The organism is Krasilnikovia sp. MM14-A1004, from assembly GCF_047159485.1.
Taxonomy (GTDB): Bacteria; Actinomycetota; Actinomycetes; order Mycobacteriales; family Micromonosporaceae; genus Actinoplanes.
On the sequence record NZ_AP038773.1, the window covers coordinates 2,282,501 to 2,301,533 of the forward strand.

Here is a 19,033-nt window from a genome sequence, read left to right on the forward strand (position 1 = left end):
CTTTACTATAGCTTGACATTGGTATCTGAATGCAATTGTGTAGGATAGGTGGGAGCCGGTGAAGCTCGGACGCCAGTTCGGGTGGAGGCAATCTTGAAATACCACTCTGTTGGATTCGGGTATCTAACTTGCGGCCCTGATCGGGTCGAGGGACAGTGTCTGGTGGGTAGTTTAACTGGGGCGGTTGCCTCCCAAAGGGTAACGGAGGCGCCCAAAGGTTCCCTCAGCCTGGTTGGCAATCAGGTGTTGAGTGTAAGTGCACAAGGGAGCTTGACTGTGAGACTGACAGGTCGAGCAGGGACGAAAGTCGGGACTAGTGATCCGGCACTTGCGTGTGGAAGCGGTGTCGCTCAACGGATAAAAGGTACCCCGGGGATAACAGGCTGATCTTCCCCAAGAGTCCATATCGACGGGATGGTTTGGCACCTCGATGTCGGCTCGTCGCATCCTGGGGCTGTAGCAGGTCCCAAGGGTTGGGCTGTTCGCCCATTAAAGCGGTACGCGAGCTGGGTTTAGAACGTCGTGAGACAGTTCGGTCCCTATCCGCCGTGCGCGTTGGATACTTGAGAAGGGCTGTCCCTAGTACGAGAGGACCGGGACGGACGAACCTCTGGTGTGCCAGTTGTCCCGCCAGGGGCACGGCTGGTTGGCTACGTTCGGAAGGGATAACCGCTGAAAGCATCTAAGCGGGAAGCCTGCTTCGAGATGAGGTATCCCACCACCTTGAGTGGGTAAGGCCCCCAGCTAGACGACTGGGTTGATAGGCCGGAGATGTAAGCCAGGTAACTGGTTCAGTCGACCGGTACTAATAGGCCGAGGGCTTAACCACACCAAACAATGTGCTCGACGCGTCCACTGTGCGATATCTCAGCGAACAACCACCCCCCCGAACACACACCCAACCCCGACCCCGGAAACCGGGGGGTGCGGGACGGGTCGTGAGGGGTGGGGGTTGGTGACGCTGGCAGATGTGCCGGTGGTCATAGCGGAGGGGAAACGCCCGGTCTCATTCCGAACCCGGAAGCTAAGCCCTCCAGCGCCGATGGTACTGCACCCGGGAGGGTGTGGGAGAGTAGGACGCCGCCGGACCAAAACCACCAGTGAGGGCCGCCCCCAACAAGGGGCGGCCCTCACTGCATGCTGGGCCGGGAGCGCGCCCTCGGGCGTTGTCCACAGGACGGCCGCCCTCCACACCATTCCGGGCCGCTCTCCGAGTAGCCTTTGTGAGCATCGAAGCCGACCCGCCACCCCGCGGGAATCGCCGTATCGGAAGGAACGACCCGTGACGACAGGACCGCAGGACGGCGGCGGCCACCACCGCGGCGACGAGGGCCGTCCCGGCCGCGACCGCGACGGCGAACACCGGGGCGACCGCGGCAGTCGGGGCGGCGACGGTGGGTTCCGCGGCGACCGCGACCGCGGTACCGGCGGGGGCGACCGGGGCGGCTTCCGCGACGACCGGGGGCGGGGCGGCTACCGCGATGACCGCGGTGGCCGGGGCTCCCAGGGCGGTGGATATCAGGGTCGCTCCGACCGCGGTGGCTATTCGCGCGATCGCGGGCCGGACCGCGGTTTCGGCGGGGACCGGGACCGTGGCTACGGCGACCGCGAGGGGGGCTACGGCCGGGGCGGGCGCGACGGCGGCGGCTACCAGGGCGGCCGTGGTGGACAGGAGCGTGGCGGCTACCGGGACGGCGGTGCACGGGGCGGATTCCGCGACGACCGACCCCGCGGCGGTGACCGTGACCATCCGGGCGGCCGGCAGGACTTCCGCGGCGACCGCGATCGGGGCGGCGACCGGGGCGGGCCGCGGGGTGACCGGGGCGGATTCCAGGGCGACCGGGGCGGGTTCCGTAGTGACCCTGGTGGAGCCGGGGGCGACCGGGGCGGGTTCCGCAGCGATCGTGGTGGTGCCCAGGGCGACCGGGGCGGCTTCCGTAGTGATCGCGGTGGTGCCGGGGGTGACCGCGGCGGGTTCCGTAGTGACCGTGGTGGTGCCCAGAGCGACCGGGGCGGCTTCCGTAGTGACCGTGGTGGTGCCCAGGGGGACCGGGGCGGCTTCCGTAGTGATCGCGGTGGAGCCGGGGGCGACCGGGGCGGGTTCCGCAGCGATCGTGGTGGTGCCCAGGGCGACCGGGGCGGCTTCCGTGGGGACCGTGGTGGCTTCCAGGACGGCGGGCGCGGCGGCCGTGACTACTCTGCCGGGCCGCGTGGACACCAGGGCGATCGGGGCGAATTCCGAGGCGGCGACCGGGAGGGCGGCCACCACCCCCGCGGCGGGGCGGACCGTGGCGGGCGTGGCGACAGCTACCAGGGCGGCCGTACCGGCTACCAGGGTGGTCGCGGCGGCTACCAGGATCGCGGTGACCGTCCGGGCTTCCGGGACGGCCGCGGGTCCGCGGGCGAGGGACGCGGCGGGTTCCGTGGGGAACGCGAATATCAGGACGGTCGGGACCGCACCGGAGACCGCGGCGGATTCTCCCGCGACGACCGCGGCGGATTCCGCGGCGGGGATCGTCCGGGCAACCGTGGAGCCAGTGGCTTCCGGCCCGATCGGGACCGCGGCGGATATTCGGGCGGCCGCGAAGGCGGCTTCCGGGATCGCGGTCCGGACCGCGGATCCCGCGACGGTGGCTTCCGCGGCGACCGCGGGCCGCGTGACTCCGGATTCCAGGGCGACCGCGACCGCGGTCCCCGCGACAGCGGGTTCCGAGGCGACCGCGACCGGGGGCCGCGTGATGGTGGCTTCTCCGGCGACCGTGACCGTGGGCCACGCGACGGTGGCTTCCGCGGTGACCGTGGACCGCGCGACGGTGGCTTCTCCGGCGACCGTGGACCGCGCGTCGGTGGCTTCCGCGGCGACCGTGACCAGGGTTCCCGTGACGGTGGCTTCCGCGGATCACGCGAGGGCGGCTTCCGCGACGGTGGGTTCCGGGGCGACCGGGAGCGCGGGCCGCGCGATGATGGATTCCGCGGCGATCGGGGTCCGGCATCGGCGGGCGGCGACCGCCACCCTCGACGGGAGCGCGAGGACGGGTTCCGCGACGACCGGTTCCAGGATTCGCGTGGCCGCGACGACCAGCAGCCTGCGTTCCAGGCGCCGGAACTGCCCGAGGACATCGCCGCGTCCGACCTCGACAAGGACGTTCGCGCGGAACTGCTGTCGCTGTCCCGCGATGTCGCCGACCGGGTTGCCCGGCATCTGGTCGCGGCCGGACAGATCATCGACGAAGACTCCGACCTGGCCCTTCAGCACGCGATCGCGGCGCGACGGCTCGCGTCCCGGATCGCCGCCGTGCGGGAGGCCGTCGGACTCGCGGCGTACGCGGCAGGGGACTGGGCGACCGCGATCTCGGAGCTGCGTACGTACCATCGCATGTCGGGCCGGCAGACCCACTTGGCCGAGCTGGCGGACTGTGAGCGCGCGCTGGGCCGCCCGGAACGGGCGATCGACCTGTTCCGTGGTGCGGACCGCGAGGCGCTCGACAAGGCCGGGGCGATCGAGCTGCTCATCGTGGCGGCCGGGGCGCGCGGTGACCTCGGCCAGCACGACGCTGCGGTGGCGATGCTGCAGGTTCGGGAACTGACCGGAGACGCCGAGGCGGATTGGGCGCCACGGCTGCGGTACGCGTACGCGGATGCCCTGCTGGCCGCGGGGCGCCGAGACGAGGCGCGGGAGTGGTTCGCGCGGTCGGCGGCCTCCGACGAGGACGGCCTGACCGACGCGGCGGAACGGCTGCTGGAGCTGGACGGTGTCGACTTCGCCGACGACGGCGAGGATGACGACGACGATGCCGATCAGGAGCAGTCGCGGGCCGACGACTCCACGGAGGACCTCGACGAGGCCCCGGACGACGACGAGGAGCCGGAAGGCTTCCTGGACGACGACGAGGACGACGACGAGGAGCCGGAAGGCTTCCTGGACGACGACGAGCCGGGGCTCGACACGGACGAGTTCGACGACGATCCTGAAGCGGCGGACGAGTCGGCGGGCAACCCGGCTGGCGCGACCGGCGGCTCGCGCGACGAGCAGAAGGTGCTCGACGACGAGTTCGTGGTGACCAACGACGAGGGCGACAACGGGCGGGAGAAGGCGTGAGCGATCGGCTGGTCGACGGGTACGATCTCGTAGTTTTCGACCTCGACGGGGTCGTCTATCTCATCGACAAGCCGATCCCCGGTGCCGCCGAGGCGGTCGGCGTGCTGCATGCCGAGGGCACGGCGATCGCGTACGCGACGAACAATGCGTCGCGCCGGGCCGCCGACGTCGCCGCGCTGCTGACCGGCATGGGCGTGCCCGCGGCTCCCGACGAGGTGCTCACCTCGGCCGGGGCGGCCGCGGTGCTGCTGGCGGGCGACCTGCCCGCGGGCGCACCGGTACTCGTGGTGGGCGCCGAGGCGTTGCGCGCCGAGGTGCGCGAGCAGGGCCTGACACCGGTGGAACGCCTCGAGGACGCGCCGGTCGCGGTGGTGCAGGGCTACGGGCCCGACGTCGGCTGGCGGATCCTCGCCGAGGCCGCCCTCGCGGTGCGGGGAGGCGCGACCTGGATCGCCACGAACACCGACCGTACGCTGCCCAGCCCGCGCGGTCCGCTGCCCGGAAACGGCTCGCTCGTCGCGGTGCTGCGTACCGCGCTGGACCGTGACCCGGATGTGGTCGTCGGCAAGCCGTCGCCCGCGCTGTTCCGGGCCGCGGCGGCGCGGTCGGGGGCGTCGCATCCCCTCGTGGTCGGCGACCGGCTCGACACGGACATCGAGGGTGCGGTCGGCGCCGGCATGGACTGTCTGCTCGTGCTGACCGGGGTGACCGGTCCGATGGACCTGCTGGCTGCGTCCCCGGCCCGGCGGCCGGGGTATGTGGCGGCGGACCTGTCGGGACTGTTCGCGCCTGCCGACGCCGCCCGGCTGCTGACGGCGGATGAGGACTCGGCCGGCGGCTGGCGCGTGGCGGACGACGGCGCGGCGGTCCGCTTGGACGGTGACGGCGCACCCGTCGACGCGTTGCGTCTGCTCTGCGGCCGGGTGTGGAACGGTGTGGCGCCCGCCGACGTCCGGGCCGGCTCGGACGCGGCTCGCGAACTGCTGACGAGCTGGGGTCTGCCGGGCTGACGGCCCTACAGCAGCTTGCGCAACTTCAGCAGGTCGAACGGATTCGCCTTGATGGTGACCTGGCGCGTTGCCACCGCCCGGGTCACCTCCAGGCGGCCGGTCAGCACGGCGATCAGATCGTCGCTGTTCGCGACCAGTGCGATCTTCGCCCGCGGGTCGTCGCCGTCGGTGATGTCGATCAGTCGCCCGCCCGCGAGGCGGCCGTGGAAGGCTGCGTCGAGATCGGGGACCCGGCACGCCAGCGTGCGGTCCAGATCGAGTTTGCCGCGAGTCTCGGCGTTGGCGTCGAGGCGGGCGGCGAGCTCCAGCAGCGCCTGCCGGCACTCGTCCACGCTGGCCATACGGGCTCCCTTCGCGCGACACCACCGCGTACCGCACGGTACCGCACAGGGCGCCCGAGGCCGCCCGGTAGCGTGACACACGATGGAGGCGGCCGCGAACGAGGAGAGCGGGCATGCAGGACGCATGGCGGGCGTATCTGGAGATGGCGCTCGGCTTGACGGAGGAGCCGCGCCGCAAGGTCCAGAAGGCGGCCGGTGATCTGATCAACCGAGGCGGCGAGACGGCCGCACAGCTGCAGGGCCTCGTGGCGGATGTGGTCGGCGCCGGGCTCGCCAACCGGGAGGCGCTCACCACCATCGTGCGCTACGAGGTGGACCGGGCCCTCGGGCTCGTCGGCCTCGCCACCGCGGAAGAGGTCGCCGACCTGACCAACCGCGTGCGGGACCTGGAGCGACAGCTGCGCGACGCGCGCGCCCGTGCTGCCGCCGGGGCCGTCCATGGCGTGCCCGCCCCGGTCGCCGGCGCGACCGATGGTGACGCCCCAGGCGCCCGGACCGCCACATCACCCGCCAAGAAGGCCGTGGCCAAGAAGGCCGTGGCCAAGAAGGCCGTGGGGAAACAAACCGTGGCCAAGACGGCCGTGGCGAAGAAGGCAGTCGCGAAGGCCGTACCGAGGAAGGACGTGACCCCTGAGACCGTGGCGGCTAACGCCGGGCCATCGGAACTCGTGGTCGGGAAGGCGGTCGCGAAGAAGGCGGTAGCCAAGAAAGCGGTCGCGAAGAAGGCGGTAGCCAAAGCGGCCGTGGCCAAGAAGGCTGTAGCCAAGAAAGCGATGCCGAACGCTCTGCCGTCAGCCGCCACCACGCAGACGTCGACGCCAGCGCCGACCGCCCGCAAGGCGGCCAAGAAGGCGGCCTCCGCCGGGACCCTCGCGAAAAGCACACCCGCCAAGGTCGCGGGCGGGCCTGGCGAATCCGCACCGGCGAACCCCACCGAGCCTACGAGGCAGGCCCCGGAGGCCCCGACAGCGTCGCAGACGCCGACGTTCATCGACTCCGCGGCGGCGTCGAACCGGGCGACGCCGTTGGAGGGCGCGAGCACGGGACCCGCCGCTGACCGGACGAGCGCGCAGCCGACCGGGGGACAGACCGCAGCATCGGGCACCGCGCCGGACACGGCACCGGTGACCGAGCGGACGACCGATACGGAGGCCTCCCGGTGACGATCCCGCCCGCCCCGGCTCCCGGCCCCCGGCCCGGCCCGCCGCCCGGTGCGGCCCGGCCCGGCCCGCCGTCGGGCCTCAACACGCCGCCGGTGCCCGGCCCGCCGTCTGGCCAATTCACGCCGTCGGGCCATGTCACTTCGTCGGGCCACGGCCCGCCGTCGGGCCACGGCACGCCGTCCTTGCCCGGCCCGGCGGGAGGCGCGGCTGCGGATGGTCCCGACATCGCCGACGGCGCGGACACCACGGGGCACCCCGCCGTCGACGCGGTGCTGCGTTCTCTGGACAACGCCGCCCCGTTGCCCCCGGCCGAGCAGATCGCCGCGTACGACGCCGCGCACCAGGTGCTGCAGGAGACGCTGGCGAGCATCGACCGCTGAGCCCCCACGTCGTCCCGAGCACCCCGTACCCGAGGAATCCGAATGGCCCGCCGCGCCCGTCTCGACGCTGAGCTCGTCCGTCGCAAGCTGGCCCGCTCGCGGGAGCAGGCGGCCGCGCTCGTCGCGGCCGGCCGGGTCCAGGTGCGCGGCTCCGTGGCGCACAAGGTCGCCGCCATGATCGACCCGGCAGATCCGGTGGTGGTCACCGGCGACGATCCCGGCAGCGAGTACGTGTCGCGGGGCGGGCACAAGCTCGCGGGCGCACTGGCCGCGTTCGCGCCGGACGGGCTGATCGTGGCCGGGCGGCGGTGTCTGGACGCGGGGGCGTCCACCGGCGGGTTCACCGACGTCCTGCTGCGCTCCGGCGCCGCGCACGTCGCGGCAGTGGACGTCGGCTACGGCCAGCTCGCCTGGTCGCTGCGCACCGACGAGCGGGTCACCGTCCTGGAACGCACCAACGTGCGCACGCTGACCCCCGAGGCGATCGGCGGGCCGGTGGAGCTGACCGTGGCGGATCTGTCGTTCATCTCGTTGCGGTTGGTCCTGCCCGCGCTGGCGGCCTGCACCGACGGCGATCTGGCGCTGATGGTCAAACCTCAGTTCGAGGTGGGTAAGGATCGGGTGGGTGCGGGCGGCGTGGTCCGGGATCCCGCCCTGCGGGCGGAGGCCGTGCTGGACGTCGCCGCGGCCGCCGCGGGTCTCGGCCTCGGGGTGGCCGGGGTGACCGCGAGCCCGCTGCCCGGGCCCAGCGGGAACGTCGAGTTCTTCCTGTGGTTCCGCCGGGATGCGCCACCGGCTGACGCCGAGCGCGTACGGGCGGTGGTCGCGGCGGGGCCCTCCGGCACGGTAGCCTCCGGCGGGCCGGTGCCCGAACCGTCCGGCTGAAGAGGAGATGGCATGACTCGCTCCGCCTTGCTGGTCACCCACACGGGTCGCCGGCAGAGCACCCAGCACGCCCGGGCGGTCGCCCGTGACCTGATCGAGGCGGGTTTCGAGGTGCGGGTCATCGCGGCGGAGGTCGCCGACCTGGACCTGCCCGCCGGGGTCACCTCGGTCGACGACCCGGCCGCGGCCGAGGGCGTGGAGATCGTCTTCGCGCTGGGCGGGGACGGCACCTTCCTGCGCGCGGCCGAGCTGGCCCGTCCCGTGAAGGCGCCGCTGCTGGGCATCAACCTCGGCAAGGTGGGGTTCCTCGCCGAGGCGGAGATCAGCGATCTCGATCAGACCGTGCGGGACATCATCTCCGGGTCGTACACCGTGGACGAACGGCTCACCCTCGACGTGCGGGCCGAGTACGACGGGCGGCTCATCGCCGACTCCTGGGCCCTCAACGAGGTCAGCGTGGAGAAGGGGCAGCGGGCGCAGATGCTCGAACTGCTCGTGGACGTCGACGGGCGGCCGCTGTCGCGCTACGGCTGCGACGGCGTGGTGTGTGCCACGCCGACCGGCTCGACGGCGTACGCGTTCTCGGCGGGCGGGCCGGTGGTGTGGCCGGAGGTGGAGGCGCTGCTGCTCGTACCGATCAGCGCGCACGCCCTGTTCAGCAAGCCGTTGGTGACCGCGCCGACCTCGACGCTCATGCTCACCGTGGACCCGTACACGTCGTTCGCGGTGATGTGCTGCGACGGGCGGCGTACCTGGGATCTGCCGCCGGGGGCGACGGTCACGGTGCAGCGGGGGGATCTTCCGGTACGCCTGGTGCGGCTGGCGCCGCGGCCGTTCACGGACACGCTGGTGGCCAAGTTCGCCCTGCCGGTGGACGGCTGGCGGGGGAATCGACGCTGATCCACGTGGACGCCGGTGGGCAATTGTCGGTCGCCACCGATACTGTCTGCCCTGTGCTGGAGGAGTTGCGCATCACCGGGCTCGGCGTCATCGAGGACACGACGCTGCGCCTGACGGCGGGTATGAACGTCATCACGGGTGAGACCGGCGCGGGCAAGACCATGGTGGTGACCGGGCTTGGTCTGCTGTTCGGCGGCCGCGCCGACGCCGCGCGGGTCCGCGCCGAGCCGGGTCGCGCGGTGGTCGAGGGCCGTCTGCGACTGACCGGGCCCGTGGCCGCCACGGTGCACGCCCGCGTCACCGACGCCGGCGCCGAGCCGGATGACGACGGCACGGTGCTGCTCAGCCGTACCGTGACCAGCGAGGGCCGGTCCCGCGCCCACGTCGGCGGGCGCAGCATGCCGGTGGCGATGCTGGCCGAGGTCGGCGAGCAGGTGGTGGCGGTGCACGGGCAGTCCGACCAGCTGCGCCTGCTGCGCCCGGCCGAGCAGCGGGCCGCGCTGGACCGGTTCGCCGGGCCGGAGCACGAGAAGCTGCTGGAGACGTATCGGGAGGCGTTCACCCGCTGGCGCGCCGCGGTCGACGACCTGGCCGACCGGCGGCGCAACGCCCGCCAGCGCAGCCAGGAGGCCGACCTGCTGACCCTGGGGCTGGACGAGATCAGCCGGGTCGATCCGCAGCCCGGCGAGGACGACGAGCTGCGCGCCGAGGCGCAGCGCCTGGAGCACGCCGAGGGGCTGCGCACGGCGGCGGCGCTGGCCGCGCAGGCGCTGGCGGGCGGGGTGGACACGGTCGACGACACCCCTGACGCGACCCAGCTTCTCGGTGTCGCCCGCCGCACGCTGGCGGCCCAGTCGGCGGTGGACGCGAAGCTGGGTGATCTCGCCGCCCGGCTGGAGGAGGCGGCCACCCTGGTGGGCGACGTGTCGTCGGAGCTGTCGGGGTATCTGGAGGCGCTGGACGCCGACCCGGCCCGGCTGTCGGCGGTCCACGAGCGGCGCGCCGCGCTGCGCGCCCTGACCCGCAAGTACGCGGACGACGTCGACGGGGTCATCGCCTGGGCGGAGAACGCACGTACCCGGCTGGCCGCGCTGGACACCTCCGACGAGCTGCTGGAGGAGCTGGACCGCGAGCGGCTGCGGCTGGAGGCGACCGTCGGTGAGCTGGCGGGCCGGCTGACGGCGGCCCGTCTGCAGGCCGCGGGCCGGTTCGCCGAGCAGGTCAGCGTGGAGCTGGCCGGTCTCGCGATGCCGCACGCGCGGGTGGAGGTCGGGGTGCTGGCCCGGTCCGCCGGTCGCGACGAGCCGGTGGTGCGGGTCGAGGGCGCTGAGCTGGCGGCCGGCCCGGACGGGGCGGACGAGGTGGAGCTGCGGCTGCTGGCCCACCCGGGCGCGCCGAGCCTGCCGCTGCAGAAGGGTGCCTCTGGGGGTGAGCTGTCGCGGGTGATGCTGGCCATCGAGGTGGTCTTCGCGGGTGCGGGCGGTCCGCCGACGCTGGTCTTCGACGAGGTCGACGCGGGCGTGGGCGGTCAGGCCGCGGTAGAGATCGGCCGGCGGCTGGCCCGGCTGGCGCGGACCCATCAGGTGCTCGTGGTGACGCATCTGCCGCAGGTGGCGGCGTTCGCCGACCGGCATCTGGTGGTCGCCAAGGACACCGGGGGCGCGATCACCACCAGCGGGGTGCGGGTGGTCGAGGAGGGGGAGCGGGCCCGGGAGCTGGCCCGGATGCTGGCCGGTCTGCCGGATTCCGACCTCGGCATCGCCCACGCGGAGGAATTACTGGCCGTGGCGGGCCAGGAAAAGCGCGGCTGACCTCCCACAACGCCGATCTGTAGCCCGGCACGGCCGCTCTGCCGACGACGGGCGCAGTGCGGCCGCCACCGATTTGTCTCTTTCGGGCGTGATCTCGCGCATGTCGTATTCGGCGCGCGTGATCGGGCATGTCAGGATGGCCACGATGCGACTTCCCACCTTGCGCCGGACCCGGAGCGTCGAACCGGGTACGCTCACCGGCACCGCCCGCCTCGACCGCCGGACCAAGCGTCTGGTCGGTCGCCTGCGCCCCGGCGACATCGCGGTCATCGACCACGTCGACATCGACCGGGTGGCCGCCGACTCCCTGGTGGCGGTCGGAGTCTCCGCGGTGCTGAACGCAAAGCCGTCCATCTCCGGGCGCTACCCGAACCTCGGCCCCGAGGTGCTCGTGCAGGCGGGCATCGTCTTGATCGACGGCCTCGGCGAGAAGGTGTTCGACCGCCTGCGCGAGGGCGTCACGGTCAGCATCGAGGGCGACGCCGTACTGGTCGACGACGAGGTCGTGGCCACGGGAATCCGGCAGGACGCCGCCACGGTCGCGGCCGCCATGGCGAACGCGCGCGAGGGGCTGTCGGTGCAGCTCGAGGCGTTCGCCGCGAACACCATGGACTACCTCAAGCAGGAACGCGACCTGCTGCTCGACGGCGTCGGCGTGCCCGACGTACGGACCCAGATCGCCGGGCGGCACGTGTTGATCGTCGTCCGCGGCTACGACTACAAGGCCGACCTGGACGTGCTGCGGCCCTACATCCGCGAGTTCAAGCCGGTGCTGATCGGCGTCGACGGCGGTGCGGACGCGCTCGTGGAGACGGGGTACACCCCCGATCTGATCATCGGGGACATGGACTCGGTCACCGACGACGTGCTGCGTTGCGGCGCCGAGGTGGTCGTGCACGCGTACCCGGACGGGCGGGCACCCGGCCTGGACCGGGTCCGCCAGCTCGACGTGGCCGCGCTCACCTTCCCGGCGGCCGCCACCAGCGAGGACCTGGCCATGCTGCTGGCCGACGAGAAGGGCGCCTCGCTCATCGTCGCGGTCGGCACCCACGCCAACCTGGTCGAGTTCCTGGACAAGGGCCGCGGCGGTATGGCGTCGACTTTCCTCACTCGGCTCAAGGTGGGCGGCAAACTGGTCGATGCCAAGGGGGTCAGCCGGTTGTACCGGCAGAACATCTCCGGCTCGGCGCTGCTGCTGCTCGTGCTGTCCGCGGTCGCGGCCATGGCATCGGCCGTGGCGGTGTCCACGGTCGGCAAGGCGTACCTCGCTGTGGTATCCGAGTGGTGGGACAATCTGGTGTTCCAGCTGGGACACCTCTTCTGACCCCCGAATGACCAAGAGGCTCAAGGCGTGATCAACTTCCGGTACCACGTGGTGTCGCTCACCGCGGTCTTCCTCGCGCTGGCCATCGGCCTGGTCGTGGGCACCGCCGCGCTCAACGGGCCGGTCGCCGACAGCCTCAAGGACCAGGTCACCACGCTCAGCAAGGACAACGGCAACTACCGGTCCCAGGCGAACCAGTACCGCGAGGAACTCAACCGCAGCCAGGACTTCGCCACCGAGGTCGCGCCCGCCCTGATCGGCGGCAAGCTGACCGGCCGCAAGCTGCTCGTGGTCGCCCTGCCGGGCAGCCAGGACTACGTCGACGGCGTGGTCACCATGCTGACCGTCGCCGGCGCCAAGGTCACCGCCAAGGTCACCGTCCAGGACAAGTTCTTCGATCCGGCCAACAGCCTCGAACTGCTCGACCTCGCCAACCGCGCGTCGCAGCCGACCATCCCGGTGGCGCGGCTGCCGCTCAACAGCGACGGCGTGGAGACCTCCAGCGCCCTGCTGGCGCTGGCGCTGCAGCAGCGTACGCCCGAGGTGGCGCCCGGCGACCTGACCGCGGTGCTCGCCGCGTACTCGGGCCCGGGTTACATCGCGGTCGAGGACGGTGCCGTCGGCGGCGCCGAGGCCACGGTCGTGATCTCCGGCCTGCCGCCGGTCGACAAGGACGCGGCCAAGAAGAGCCAGTCCGCGGTGACCCTGGCCACCCAGTTCGTCAAGGACAAGCCGCTGGTCGTGGCGGGCAACGGCAGCGGGGACGGCAACCTCGTCTCCGAGGTGCGCGGCGACCCGACCCTGGTGCGCCGCATCTCGACCGTGGACAACGCCAGCAGCGTGCAGGGCCAGCTGGCCACCGCGCTCACCCTGATCGAGCGGATCAGCGGCGGCAAGATCGGCCAGTACGGCCTCGCCGCGGGAGCGACGTCCCTCGTGCCGAAGACGGCGGCGTAGCCCCGGCTCCTTAGACTCGTTAGCCGGTCGCCGGTCGTTCACGCCGGATCGGCGGAGTCAGGAGATCGACATCATGGCCACACGGTTCGCCCGGTCCTTCGGCACCGGGGCGTTCGTCGCGCGCGCCGCACTGGCCTGGATCCGCCGTGATCCGCGCGCGGGCGAGCTGGACCGCACCAACTTCCACGGCCGTACGGTGAGTCTGGCCGGGGGGCCGGCGCTCGCCGCCGGGGCGACCCTCGGTGCGGCGCTCGGCGCGCCCAGCCCGGCCGTCGCCGGTGCCGCCCTGATCGCGGGCGCCACCTGCGGCGCGGTCGGCGGCTACGACGACGTGGTCGGCGCGCGGCCCGAGCAGAAGTCCGCCAAGGGCTTCGCGGGTCACCTCGCCGCGCTCCGGGACGGCCGGGTCACCAGCGGCGTCGTGAAGATCGTCGGCGTGGGTGCGGCCGGGCTGGCCGCTGCGGCGCTGCTGTCCTCCGACCCGCGGGTCAGGGCACACCCGCGCCGCGCCGGGGCGGGTGCGCTGCGCCGGGGTGCCGACGTGCTGCTGGGCGCGGGCGTGATCGCCGGCACCGCGAACCTGATCAACTTGCTGGATCTGCGCCCCGGCCGGGCCTTGAAGGCCGGCGCCCTGATCGCCGCCCCCTTGGCGGTCGGGCCGGGCGGTGCGGTCGCGGCGGGCACCCTCGGGGCCGGCGCGGCGCTGCTGCCGGCCGACCTGGGCGAGGAGATCATGCTCGGCGACGCGGGTGCCAACGCACTCGGCGCGCTGCTCGGGGTGGCCCTCGCGGCGCGTACCGGGCCCGCGGGCCGGGCGGTCGCCCTGGCGGCCATCGCGGGGCTCACCGCTGCCAGCGAGAAGGTCAGCTTCACCAAGGTCATCCAGGACACCCCGTGGCTGCGCCGGCTCGACGAGCTGGGCCGCCGCCCCCCGTCGGCGTGAGCGGGCCCGGCAAGGGCACGTCTCGCATGTGCGGCGTGAGCGAGGGCATGTCGCGCGGGCCCGGCGTGAGCGGAGGCGGCGAGGGCCCGAAGCGTGTGCCGACGGGAGGCCCGGCGTGAGCGTTCCCCCCGAGGCCGGGGTACCCGAGCGCGCCACGGGGCCGGGGGCCGCGGAGGTCGAGGCCCAGCTGGAGCCGGACGCGGCGAACATCGACGCGGCCGCCGACGACGGCCGGGCCGGCTGGGCGCGACCCGCCGCGATGGGGCGGATCGCCGGGGCCGCCGCGGTGATCACGCTGCTCACGGTGGTCGCCCGGCTGGCGGGCTTCGGCCGTACGTTCGTCTTCCTGCACACGGTCGGTCACGGCGGCCTGGCGAACGTCTACAACGCCGCGAACACGATCCCGAACATCGTCTTCGAGATCGTGGCGGGCGGCGCCCTCGCCAGCCTCGTGGTGCCGCTGCTGGCCGGCGCCGTGGCCGACGGGGACCGCGCCCGGGTGACCGCGGTCGCGTCCGCGCTGCTGACCTGGGTGCTGACCCTGCTGGTGCCGCTGGCGCTCGTGGTGGCGCTGGCGGCGGGACCGATCGCCGGGCTGCTCGACATCCCCGCCGCCGACCAGGTCGTCGCCGCCCGGATGCTGCGCGTCTTCGCCCCCCAGCTGCCGCTGTACGGGATCGGCATCGTGCTCACCGGCGTCCTGCAGGCGCACCACCGCTTCGCCTGGCCGGTCATCGCCCCGCTGCTGTCCAGCGTGACCGTGATGACCGCGTACCTGAGCTATGCCGCCCTCGACGGCGCCGGCACCGACCTGCCCGGCCTGAGCAGCGCGGGTGAACTGACCCTGTCGATCGGCACCACCCTGGGGGTGGTGGTCCTCGCGCTGTGCCTGCTGGTGCCGATGCGCCGGCTGCGGCTGCGGTTGCGGCCCCGCTACCGGTTCCCCGGCGGGGAGGGCCGCCAGGCGATGCGCCTGGGCTGGGCGGGCGCGGTGACCGTGGGCGCCCAGCAGATCATGGTGGTGACCGTCGTGGCGCTGGCCGTGCACGGCCCGCTGACGCTGTACAACGCCGCCCAGACGATGTTCCTGCTGCCGTGGGCCGTGCTGGCGGTGCCGCTGGCCACCGCGGTCTATCCCGGTCTGGCCACCGCCGCAGCCCGCGGCGACGAGGCCGGGTACGCCGATGCGCTGGCCCGCACCGCCCGATCGGTGATGCTGCTGGCCTGCCTGGGAGCGGCGGCGCTGGCCGCGCTCGCGCAACCGGCCGCGGCCCTGCTCAACGCGGACGGGGCCGCCCCCGGCATGGTCGGCTTCGCGCCCGGCCTGCTCGGCTACGCCCTGTTCGCCCTGCTGTCGCGCGCCCTGTACGCCAGGGGAGCCACGGCCGCCGCGGCGCTGGCCACCGCGGCGGGCTGGGCGGTCGCCGCCGTGAGCGCGGTCGCGTTGTCGGCCGCGTTGCCCGGCCGGGGCCAGGTGTTCGGCCTCGGCCTGGCGAACACGGTCGGGATGACCGTGCTCGGCCTGCTGCTCGTCCTCGCGGTACGGCGGCGCGCCGGTGCGGCGGCACTCGCGGGGCTGCCCCGCGCCGCGGGCGTCGGTATTGTGGCCGCGATCGCCGCCGGACTCGCCGCGTGGGCCGTGGCGTACGGCACAGGCCACGCTCTCGCCGCGGCACCGGACGCCGTTCGCGGCCTGGCGCAGGGCATTCTTGGTGGTGTCGTGCTGGCGGTCGGGTTCGTCGCGGTGGCCTACCCACTGGATCGCCACGACGTCCGGCCCCTGGTCGCGACGCTGGCCCGCCGCCTGCGCTCCCGCGGGGCCGGCACGCCGAACGGGAGGGACAAGCCATGACGGACGCGACCCGCGAGTGGTGCGGGCCGGTCGCCCTCGTGCTGGCCTCCAGCACCGGTGGGATCGGCCGCCACGTCGCCTCGCTGACCCGTGGCCTGGTCGCCGCCGGCTGCCCGGTGCTGGTGTGCGGGCCCGCGGCCACCGACGAGCTGTTCGGCTTCACCGCCGCGGGCGCGGACTTCGTGCCCGTCGAGATCCCGGCCAACCCGGGCCCGCAGGACTCGGGGGCGATCCGGGGGTTGCGGCGGGCGCTGGCCGAGCACGACGTCGACGTGGTGCACGCGCACGGCCTGCGCGCCGGGTTCGTCGCGGCCCTGGCCCGGCCCCGGGTCCCGCTCGTCGTGACCTGGCACAACGCCGTCCTGGCGCGGGGGCTGCGCGGGCAGGCGTCGTCGCTGGTGGAGCGGATCGTGGCGCGTGCCGCCGACCTGACCCTGGGTGCCTCCGAGGACCTGGTGGCCAGGGCCACCGCCGTGGGCGCCCGGCAGGCGCGGCTCGGCCCGGTCGCGGCGCCGCAGGCCGCGCCGGCCCGCCGCTCCCGGGCACAGGTACGCGCGGAGTTCCGCCTCAAGCCGGGCGGCCCGCTGATCCTGTCGGTCGGCCGCCTGCACCCGCAGAAGCGGTACGACCTGCTGGTGGACGCCGCCGCCCGGTGGCGTGACCTCGACCCCGCGCCGGTGGTGGTGGTCGCCGGCTCCGGCCCCAGCTACATGCCGCTGGCCCAGCGCGCCAGCGCCAAGCGGGCGCCGTTCTTCCTGCTCGGGCACCGTAGCGACGTGGCCGACCTGCTGGCCGGCGCCGACATCGCTGTCGTCACCAGCGACTGGGAGGCCCGCCAGCTGTTCGCCCAGGAGGCCCTGCGCGCCGGGGTGCCCCTGGTCGCCACAGCCGTCGGTGGCCTGCCCGGGCTGGTGGGCGACGCCGGGGTGCTGGTGCCGCCCGGCGACGTGGACGCCCTCGACGTCGCCGTCCGGGACCTGCTGGCCGACCCGCAGCGGCGCGCCGACCTCGCGCAGCGCGGTCCGCGCCGGGCCGCCACCTGGCCAGGCGAGGACGAGACCGTGGCCGACGTGCGCGCCGCGTACGCGTCGGTGACGGCGCACAGCCGAGCGGGGCGGGGATGACGCCGCCGGTCATCCGGTTCCGTCGTACCCGCGCGTGGCTGCGCCGGATCGGCGTGACCCGGCGCCGGCTGCGGCTCTGGCTGCCGTACCTGCTGGTCGTGCTGGCCGCGGCCTGCAGCCTGGCCGGGTTGACCGTGCGACCGGCGACCGGCGCCGCGCAGGCCCGCGCCGACTACGTGATCCTGGCGGGCGCCCCCGGCCTGCGCTGGGAGGACCTCGATCCGCAGCGCACCCCGGCGCTCTGGCAGCAGGCGACCCGCGGCTCCGTGGGCTGGCTGTCGGTACGCAGCGGGCACAGCACCACCTGCCCGGTCGACGGCTGGCTCACTCTCGGCGCGGGCAACTACGCGGCGTGGGACACCAAGCGGGTCACGGGCGGGTGCCCGCCGTTGATCCCCGCGCTCACCCGCCCCGACGACCTCGGCGCGAACGTGACAGAGCAGCGTTCCGTCGTGGACGCCAACGCCGAGGAGTCCCCGTACGGGGCGGTGCCGGGCGCGCTGGCCGAGTCGGTGCGCTGCACCGTCGCGGTCGGTCCGGGCGCCGCGGTGGCCGCGGCCCGCCCGTTCGGCCGGGTGGACCGGTACGAGCCGGTGCTGCCCGCCGACCCGCAGCAGCTGCTCTCGTCGTGTGTGCTCAGCGTCGTCGACCTGGGCACGATCACCGGCACCGGGGCGGCGCGGCAGGCTGCCGTGGCCCGCGCCGACGCCGCGCTCGCGAAGGTCGTGGCGGCGCGCCCGGAACGGTCCCTGATCGTCGTCGCGGGCGTGTCGGACACCGACACGGAGTCCCGGCTGCACGTCGCGATCGCCGAGGGGCCGGGCTGGGCGGGTGGCTGGCTGACCTCGGCGGGCACCGGACGCGACGGGTACCTGAAGCTGGTCGACCTGGCGCCGACCGTACTGGCCGCGCTGGGCCGCCCGCAGCCGGAGAGGCTGTTCACCGGACGCAGCGTCACCTCGGTGCCGGGGCGGCCCGCCGACCTGGTCGCGGCCATGGGCGGGGGCCGGGACGCGGATCGCCGGGCGGGTGCCCAGCGGCAGGTGGCCGGAACGTTCTTCACCGTGCTGGCCGCCGTCCAGCTGCTGCTGTTCGCGCTGGCCGTACCGATGCTGATGCGGGCCCGCCGGCATGCCGGGCCGACCGGTCCCGCCGGGGTGCCGCGCCGCTGGCTGGCGATCGCCGAGCCCGCGCTGATCGCGGCCGCGCTGGCCATCCCGGCCGCGCTGCTGGCCGACGCCGTGCCGTGGTGGCGCGCCGGCCACCCGGGCCTCGTGTTCGGACTGGTCACCGCGTTGTTCACGGCGGTCGGCACGTTCGCGGTGCGGATCTCACCGCGGTATCCCCGCACGCTGTGGCCGCTGGGCGCGGTCGCGGCGATCGGCGCCGCGGTGGTCGGCGTGGATCTGCTCACGGGTGCGCGGCTGCAGCTCAACGGCGTCGCCGGGTACTCGACCCTGTCGGGCAACCGGTACGCGGGGGTGGGCAGCGTCGGGCTCGGCGTGTTCGTGGCCGGTGCGCTGGTCGCCGCGGGCTGCGCGGCGCAATGGGTACGCCGGCCGTGGCGCCCGGTGATCATCGTGCTGGTCGGCGGCGTGGCGGTGGTCATGGTGGGCAGCCCGTATCTGGGTGCCGACCCGGTGGGGGCGATCGCGGTGACCGCCGGGGTGTGCGTCGCGGCCGCGATCAGCACCGGCGGCTGGCTGACGTTCCCGCGTTTCGCCTGGGCGGCGCTCGCCGGGCTGGTGGTGACGATCGGATTCGCCGCGGTGGACCTGCGCCGCCCCGCCCTCGAACAGGGCAGCCTGGGCCGCTTCCTCAGCGCCCTGGGCGACGGTACGGGCGGCCCTGCCGTGCAGCGCGCGGCGGCCGCCAACGGCCAGGCGCTGCTGGACAGCCCGCTGACGTTGCTGGCCGTGGTGGGTGCGCTGATGCTGGCGTTCTGCCGGTACTCGCCGTGGGGCGGGCTGAACCGGCTCTTCGGCCTGCATCCGGCGCTGCGCGCGGCCGCCGCCGGTACGGTCGTGGCGACGCTGATCGCCGGCGTGCTGGGCGGTTCCGCGCTGGCGGTGGCCGGGGCGGCCGCGGCCGCGGCGGTGCCCACGGCGGTGCTGGTCGCGTTGCGCGTGCTCGACCACGCGGCGGACCGGACCCGGGCCGACGACGAGACCGACGGGCCGGGCGGTCCCGGACTCGCGCCACCCGATCCGGTCCTGCGCCGCGTGGGTGCCCGGTGACACCCGA

General features: G+C 74.0%; 14 protein-coding genes and 2 rRNA genes (1 of these 16 only partly in view). 15 read left to right on the forward strand and 1 reads right to left on the reverse strand.

Going from position 1 to position 19,033, the window contains the following annotated elements; genetic code table 11:
• The 4 genes from ACMCNN_RS10420 to ACMCNN_RS10435 form a co-directional block, all read left to right on the forward strand.
• Positions 1-829: ribosomal RNA gene (locus ACMCNN_RS10420) — 23S ribosomal RNA — on the forward strand (it extends 2,278 nt beyond the left edge of the window).
• 143 nt (positions 830-972) lie between these two features.
• Positions 973-1,089 (forward strand): 5S ribosomal RNA (gene rrf / locus ACMCNN_RS10425).
• 2,071 nt (positions 1,090-3,160) lie between these two features.
• The gene (locus ACMCNN_RS10430) at positions 3,161-4,099 is read left to right on the forward strand and encodes a tetratricopeptide repeat protein (protein WP_412747127.1); all 939 of its coding nucleotides are present in this window, start codon (positions 3,161-3,163) and stop codon (positions 4,097-4,099) included.
• A complete protein-coding gene (locus ACMCNN_RS10435) occupies positions 4,096-5,109 on the forward strand; it encodes an HAD-IIA family hydrolase (RefSeq protein WP_412745976.1) in 1,014 nt (337 codons plus the stop codon). Before ACMCNN_RS10430 ends, ACMCNN_RS10435 begins: the two co-directional genes overlap by 4 nt.
• 5 nt (positions 5,110-5,114) lie before the next feature.
• Here the strand turns inward: ACMCNN_RS10435 and ACMCNN_RS10440 are convergent, their stop codons facing one another.
• A complete protein-coding gene (locus tag ACMCNN_RS10440) occupies positions 5,115-5,450 on the reverse strand; it encodes an alkyl sulfatase C-terminal domain-containing protein (RefSeq protein ID WP_412745977.1) in 336 nt (111 codons plus the stop codon).
• A 113-nt stretch (positions 5,451-5,563) separates the two neighbouring features.
• Here ACMCNN_RS10440 and ACMCNN_RS10445 point away from each other — a divergent pair, with 113 nt between their 5' ends.
• From ACMCNN_RS10445 to ACMCNN_RS10495, 11 genes are all read left to right on the forward strand, one after another.
• Positions 5,564-6,613 carry a phasin family protein gene (locus ACMCNN_RS10445; protein ID WP_412745978.1) on the forward strand — a complete coding sequence of 350 codons (1,050 nt, stop codon included), beginning with the start codon at positions 5,564-5,566 and terminating at the stop codon, positions 6,611-6,613.
• Positions 6,610-6,993 carry a hypothetical protein gene (locus tag ACMCNN_RS10450; RefSeq protein ID WP_412745979.1) on the forward strand — a complete coding sequence of 128 codons (384 nt, stop codon included), beginning with the start codon at positions 6,610-6,612 and terminating at the stop codon, positions 6,991-6,993. The genes ACMCNN_RS10445 and ACMCNN_RS10450 overlap by 4 nt, the downstream gene beginning before the upstream one ends.
• 42 nt (positions 6,994-7,035) lie before the next feature.
• The gene (locus ACMCNN_RS10455; RefSeq protein WP_412745980.1) at positions 7,036-7,878 is read left to right on the forward strand and encodes a TlyA family RNA methyltransferase; all 843 of its coding nucleotides are present in this window, start codon (positions 7,036-7,038) and stop codon (positions 7,876-7,878) included.
• 12 nt (positions 7,879-7,890) lie between these two features.
• Positions 7,891-8,778: an NAD kinase gene (locus tag ACMCNN_RS10460; RefSeq protein ID WP_412745981.1), complete on the forward strand. Its 888-nt coding sequence runs from the start codon at positions 7,891-7,893 to the stop codon at positions 8,776-8,778.
• A gap of 53 nt (positions 8,779-8,831) precedes the next feature.
• Entirely contained in the window at positions 8,832-10,589 is a 1,758-nt protein-coding gene (gene recN / locus ACMCNN_RS10465; RefSeq protein WP_412745982.1) for a DNA repair protein RecN, read from the forward strand.
• Between the two features lie 145 nt (positions 10,590-10,734).
• Positions 10,735-11,913: a putative cytokinetic ring protein SteA gene (gene steA, locus ACMCNN_RS10470; RefSeq protein WP_412745983.1), complete on the forward strand. Its 1,179-nt coding sequence runs from the start codon at positions 10,735-10,737 to the stop codon at positions 11,911-11,913.
• A 27-nt stretch (positions 11,914-11,940) separates the two neighbouring features.
• Positions 11,941-12,870: a copper transporter gene (locus tag ACMCNN_RS10475; protein ID WP_412745984.1), complete on the forward strand. Its 930-nt coding sequence runs from the start codon at positions 11,941-11,943 to the stop codon at positions 12,868-12,870.
• Between the two features lie 73 nt (positions 12,871-12,943).
• Positions 12,944-13,813 carry a hypothetical protein gene (locus tag ACMCNN_RS10480; RefSeq protein ID WP_412745985.1) on the forward strand — a complete coding sequence of 290 codons (870 nt, stop codon included), beginning with the start codon at positions 12,944-12,946 and terminating at the stop codon, positions 13,811-13,813.
• A 115-nt stretch (positions 13,814-13,928) separates the two neighbouring features.
• Positions 13,929-15,665 (forward strand): murein biosynthesis integral membrane protein MurJ, encoded by a 1,737-nt coding sequence (gene murJ / locus ACMCNN_RS10485; protein WP_412745986.1) that lies wholly within the window; start codon positions 13,929-13,931, stop codon positions 15,663-15,665.
• The gene (locus ACMCNN_RS10490; protein WP_412745987.1) at positions 15,662-16,789 is read left to right on the forward strand and encodes a glycosyltransferase family 4 protein; all 1,128 of its coding nucleotides are present in this window, start codon (positions 15,662-15,664) and stop codon (positions 16,787-16,789) included. Before murJ ends, ACMCNN_RS10490 begins: the two co-directional genes overlap by 4 nt.
• Positions 16,786-19,026: a hypothetical protein gene (locus ACMCNN_RS10495; RefSeq protein WP_412745988.1), complete on the forward strand. Its 2,241-nt coding sequence runs from the start codon at positions 16,786-16,788 to the stop codon at positions 19,024-19,026. Before ACMCNN_RS10490 ends, ACMCNN_RS10495 begins: the two co-directional genes overlap by 4 nt.
• The last annotated feature ends 7 nt before the right edge of the window (positions 19,027-19,033 follow it).

Excerpts from the sequence above, each read along its gene's own strand:
- ACMCNN_RS10495 (WP_412745988.1), top strand. The coding sequence starts at position 16,786 with ATGACGCCGCCGGTCATCCGGTTCCGTCGTACCCGCGCGTGGCTGCGC.
- steA (WP_412745983.1), top strand. The coding sequence starts at position 10,735 with ATGCGACTTCCCACCTTGCGCCGGACCCGGAGCGTCGAACCGGGTACG.
- ACMCNN_RS10480 (WP_412745985.1), top strand. The coding sequence starts at position 12,944 with ATGGCCACACGGTTCGCCCGGTCCTTCGGCACCGGGGCGTTCGTCGCG.
- ACMCNN_RS10455 (WP_412745980.1), top strand. The coding sequence starts at position 7,036 with ATGGCCCGCCGCGCCCGTCTCGACGCTGAGCTCGTCCGTCGCAAGCTG.
- ACMCNN_RS10490 (WP_412745987.1), top strand. The coding sequence starts at position 15,662 with ATGACGGACGCGACCCGCGAGTGGTGCGGGCCGGTCGCCCTCGTGCTG.
- ACMCNN_RS10460 (WP_412745981.1), top strand. The coding sequence starts at position 7,891 with ATGACTCGCTCCGCCTTGCTGGTCACCCACACGGGTCGCCGGCAGAGC.
- ACMCNN_RS10445 (WP_412745978.1), top strand. The coding sequence starts at position 5,564 with ATGCAGGACGCATGGCGGGCGTATCTGGAGATGGCGCTCGGCTTGACG.
- ACMCNN_RS10440 (WP_412745977.1), bottom strand. The coding sequence starts at position 5,450 with ATGGCCAGCGTGGACGAGTGCCGGCAGGCGCTGCTGGAGCTCGCCGCC.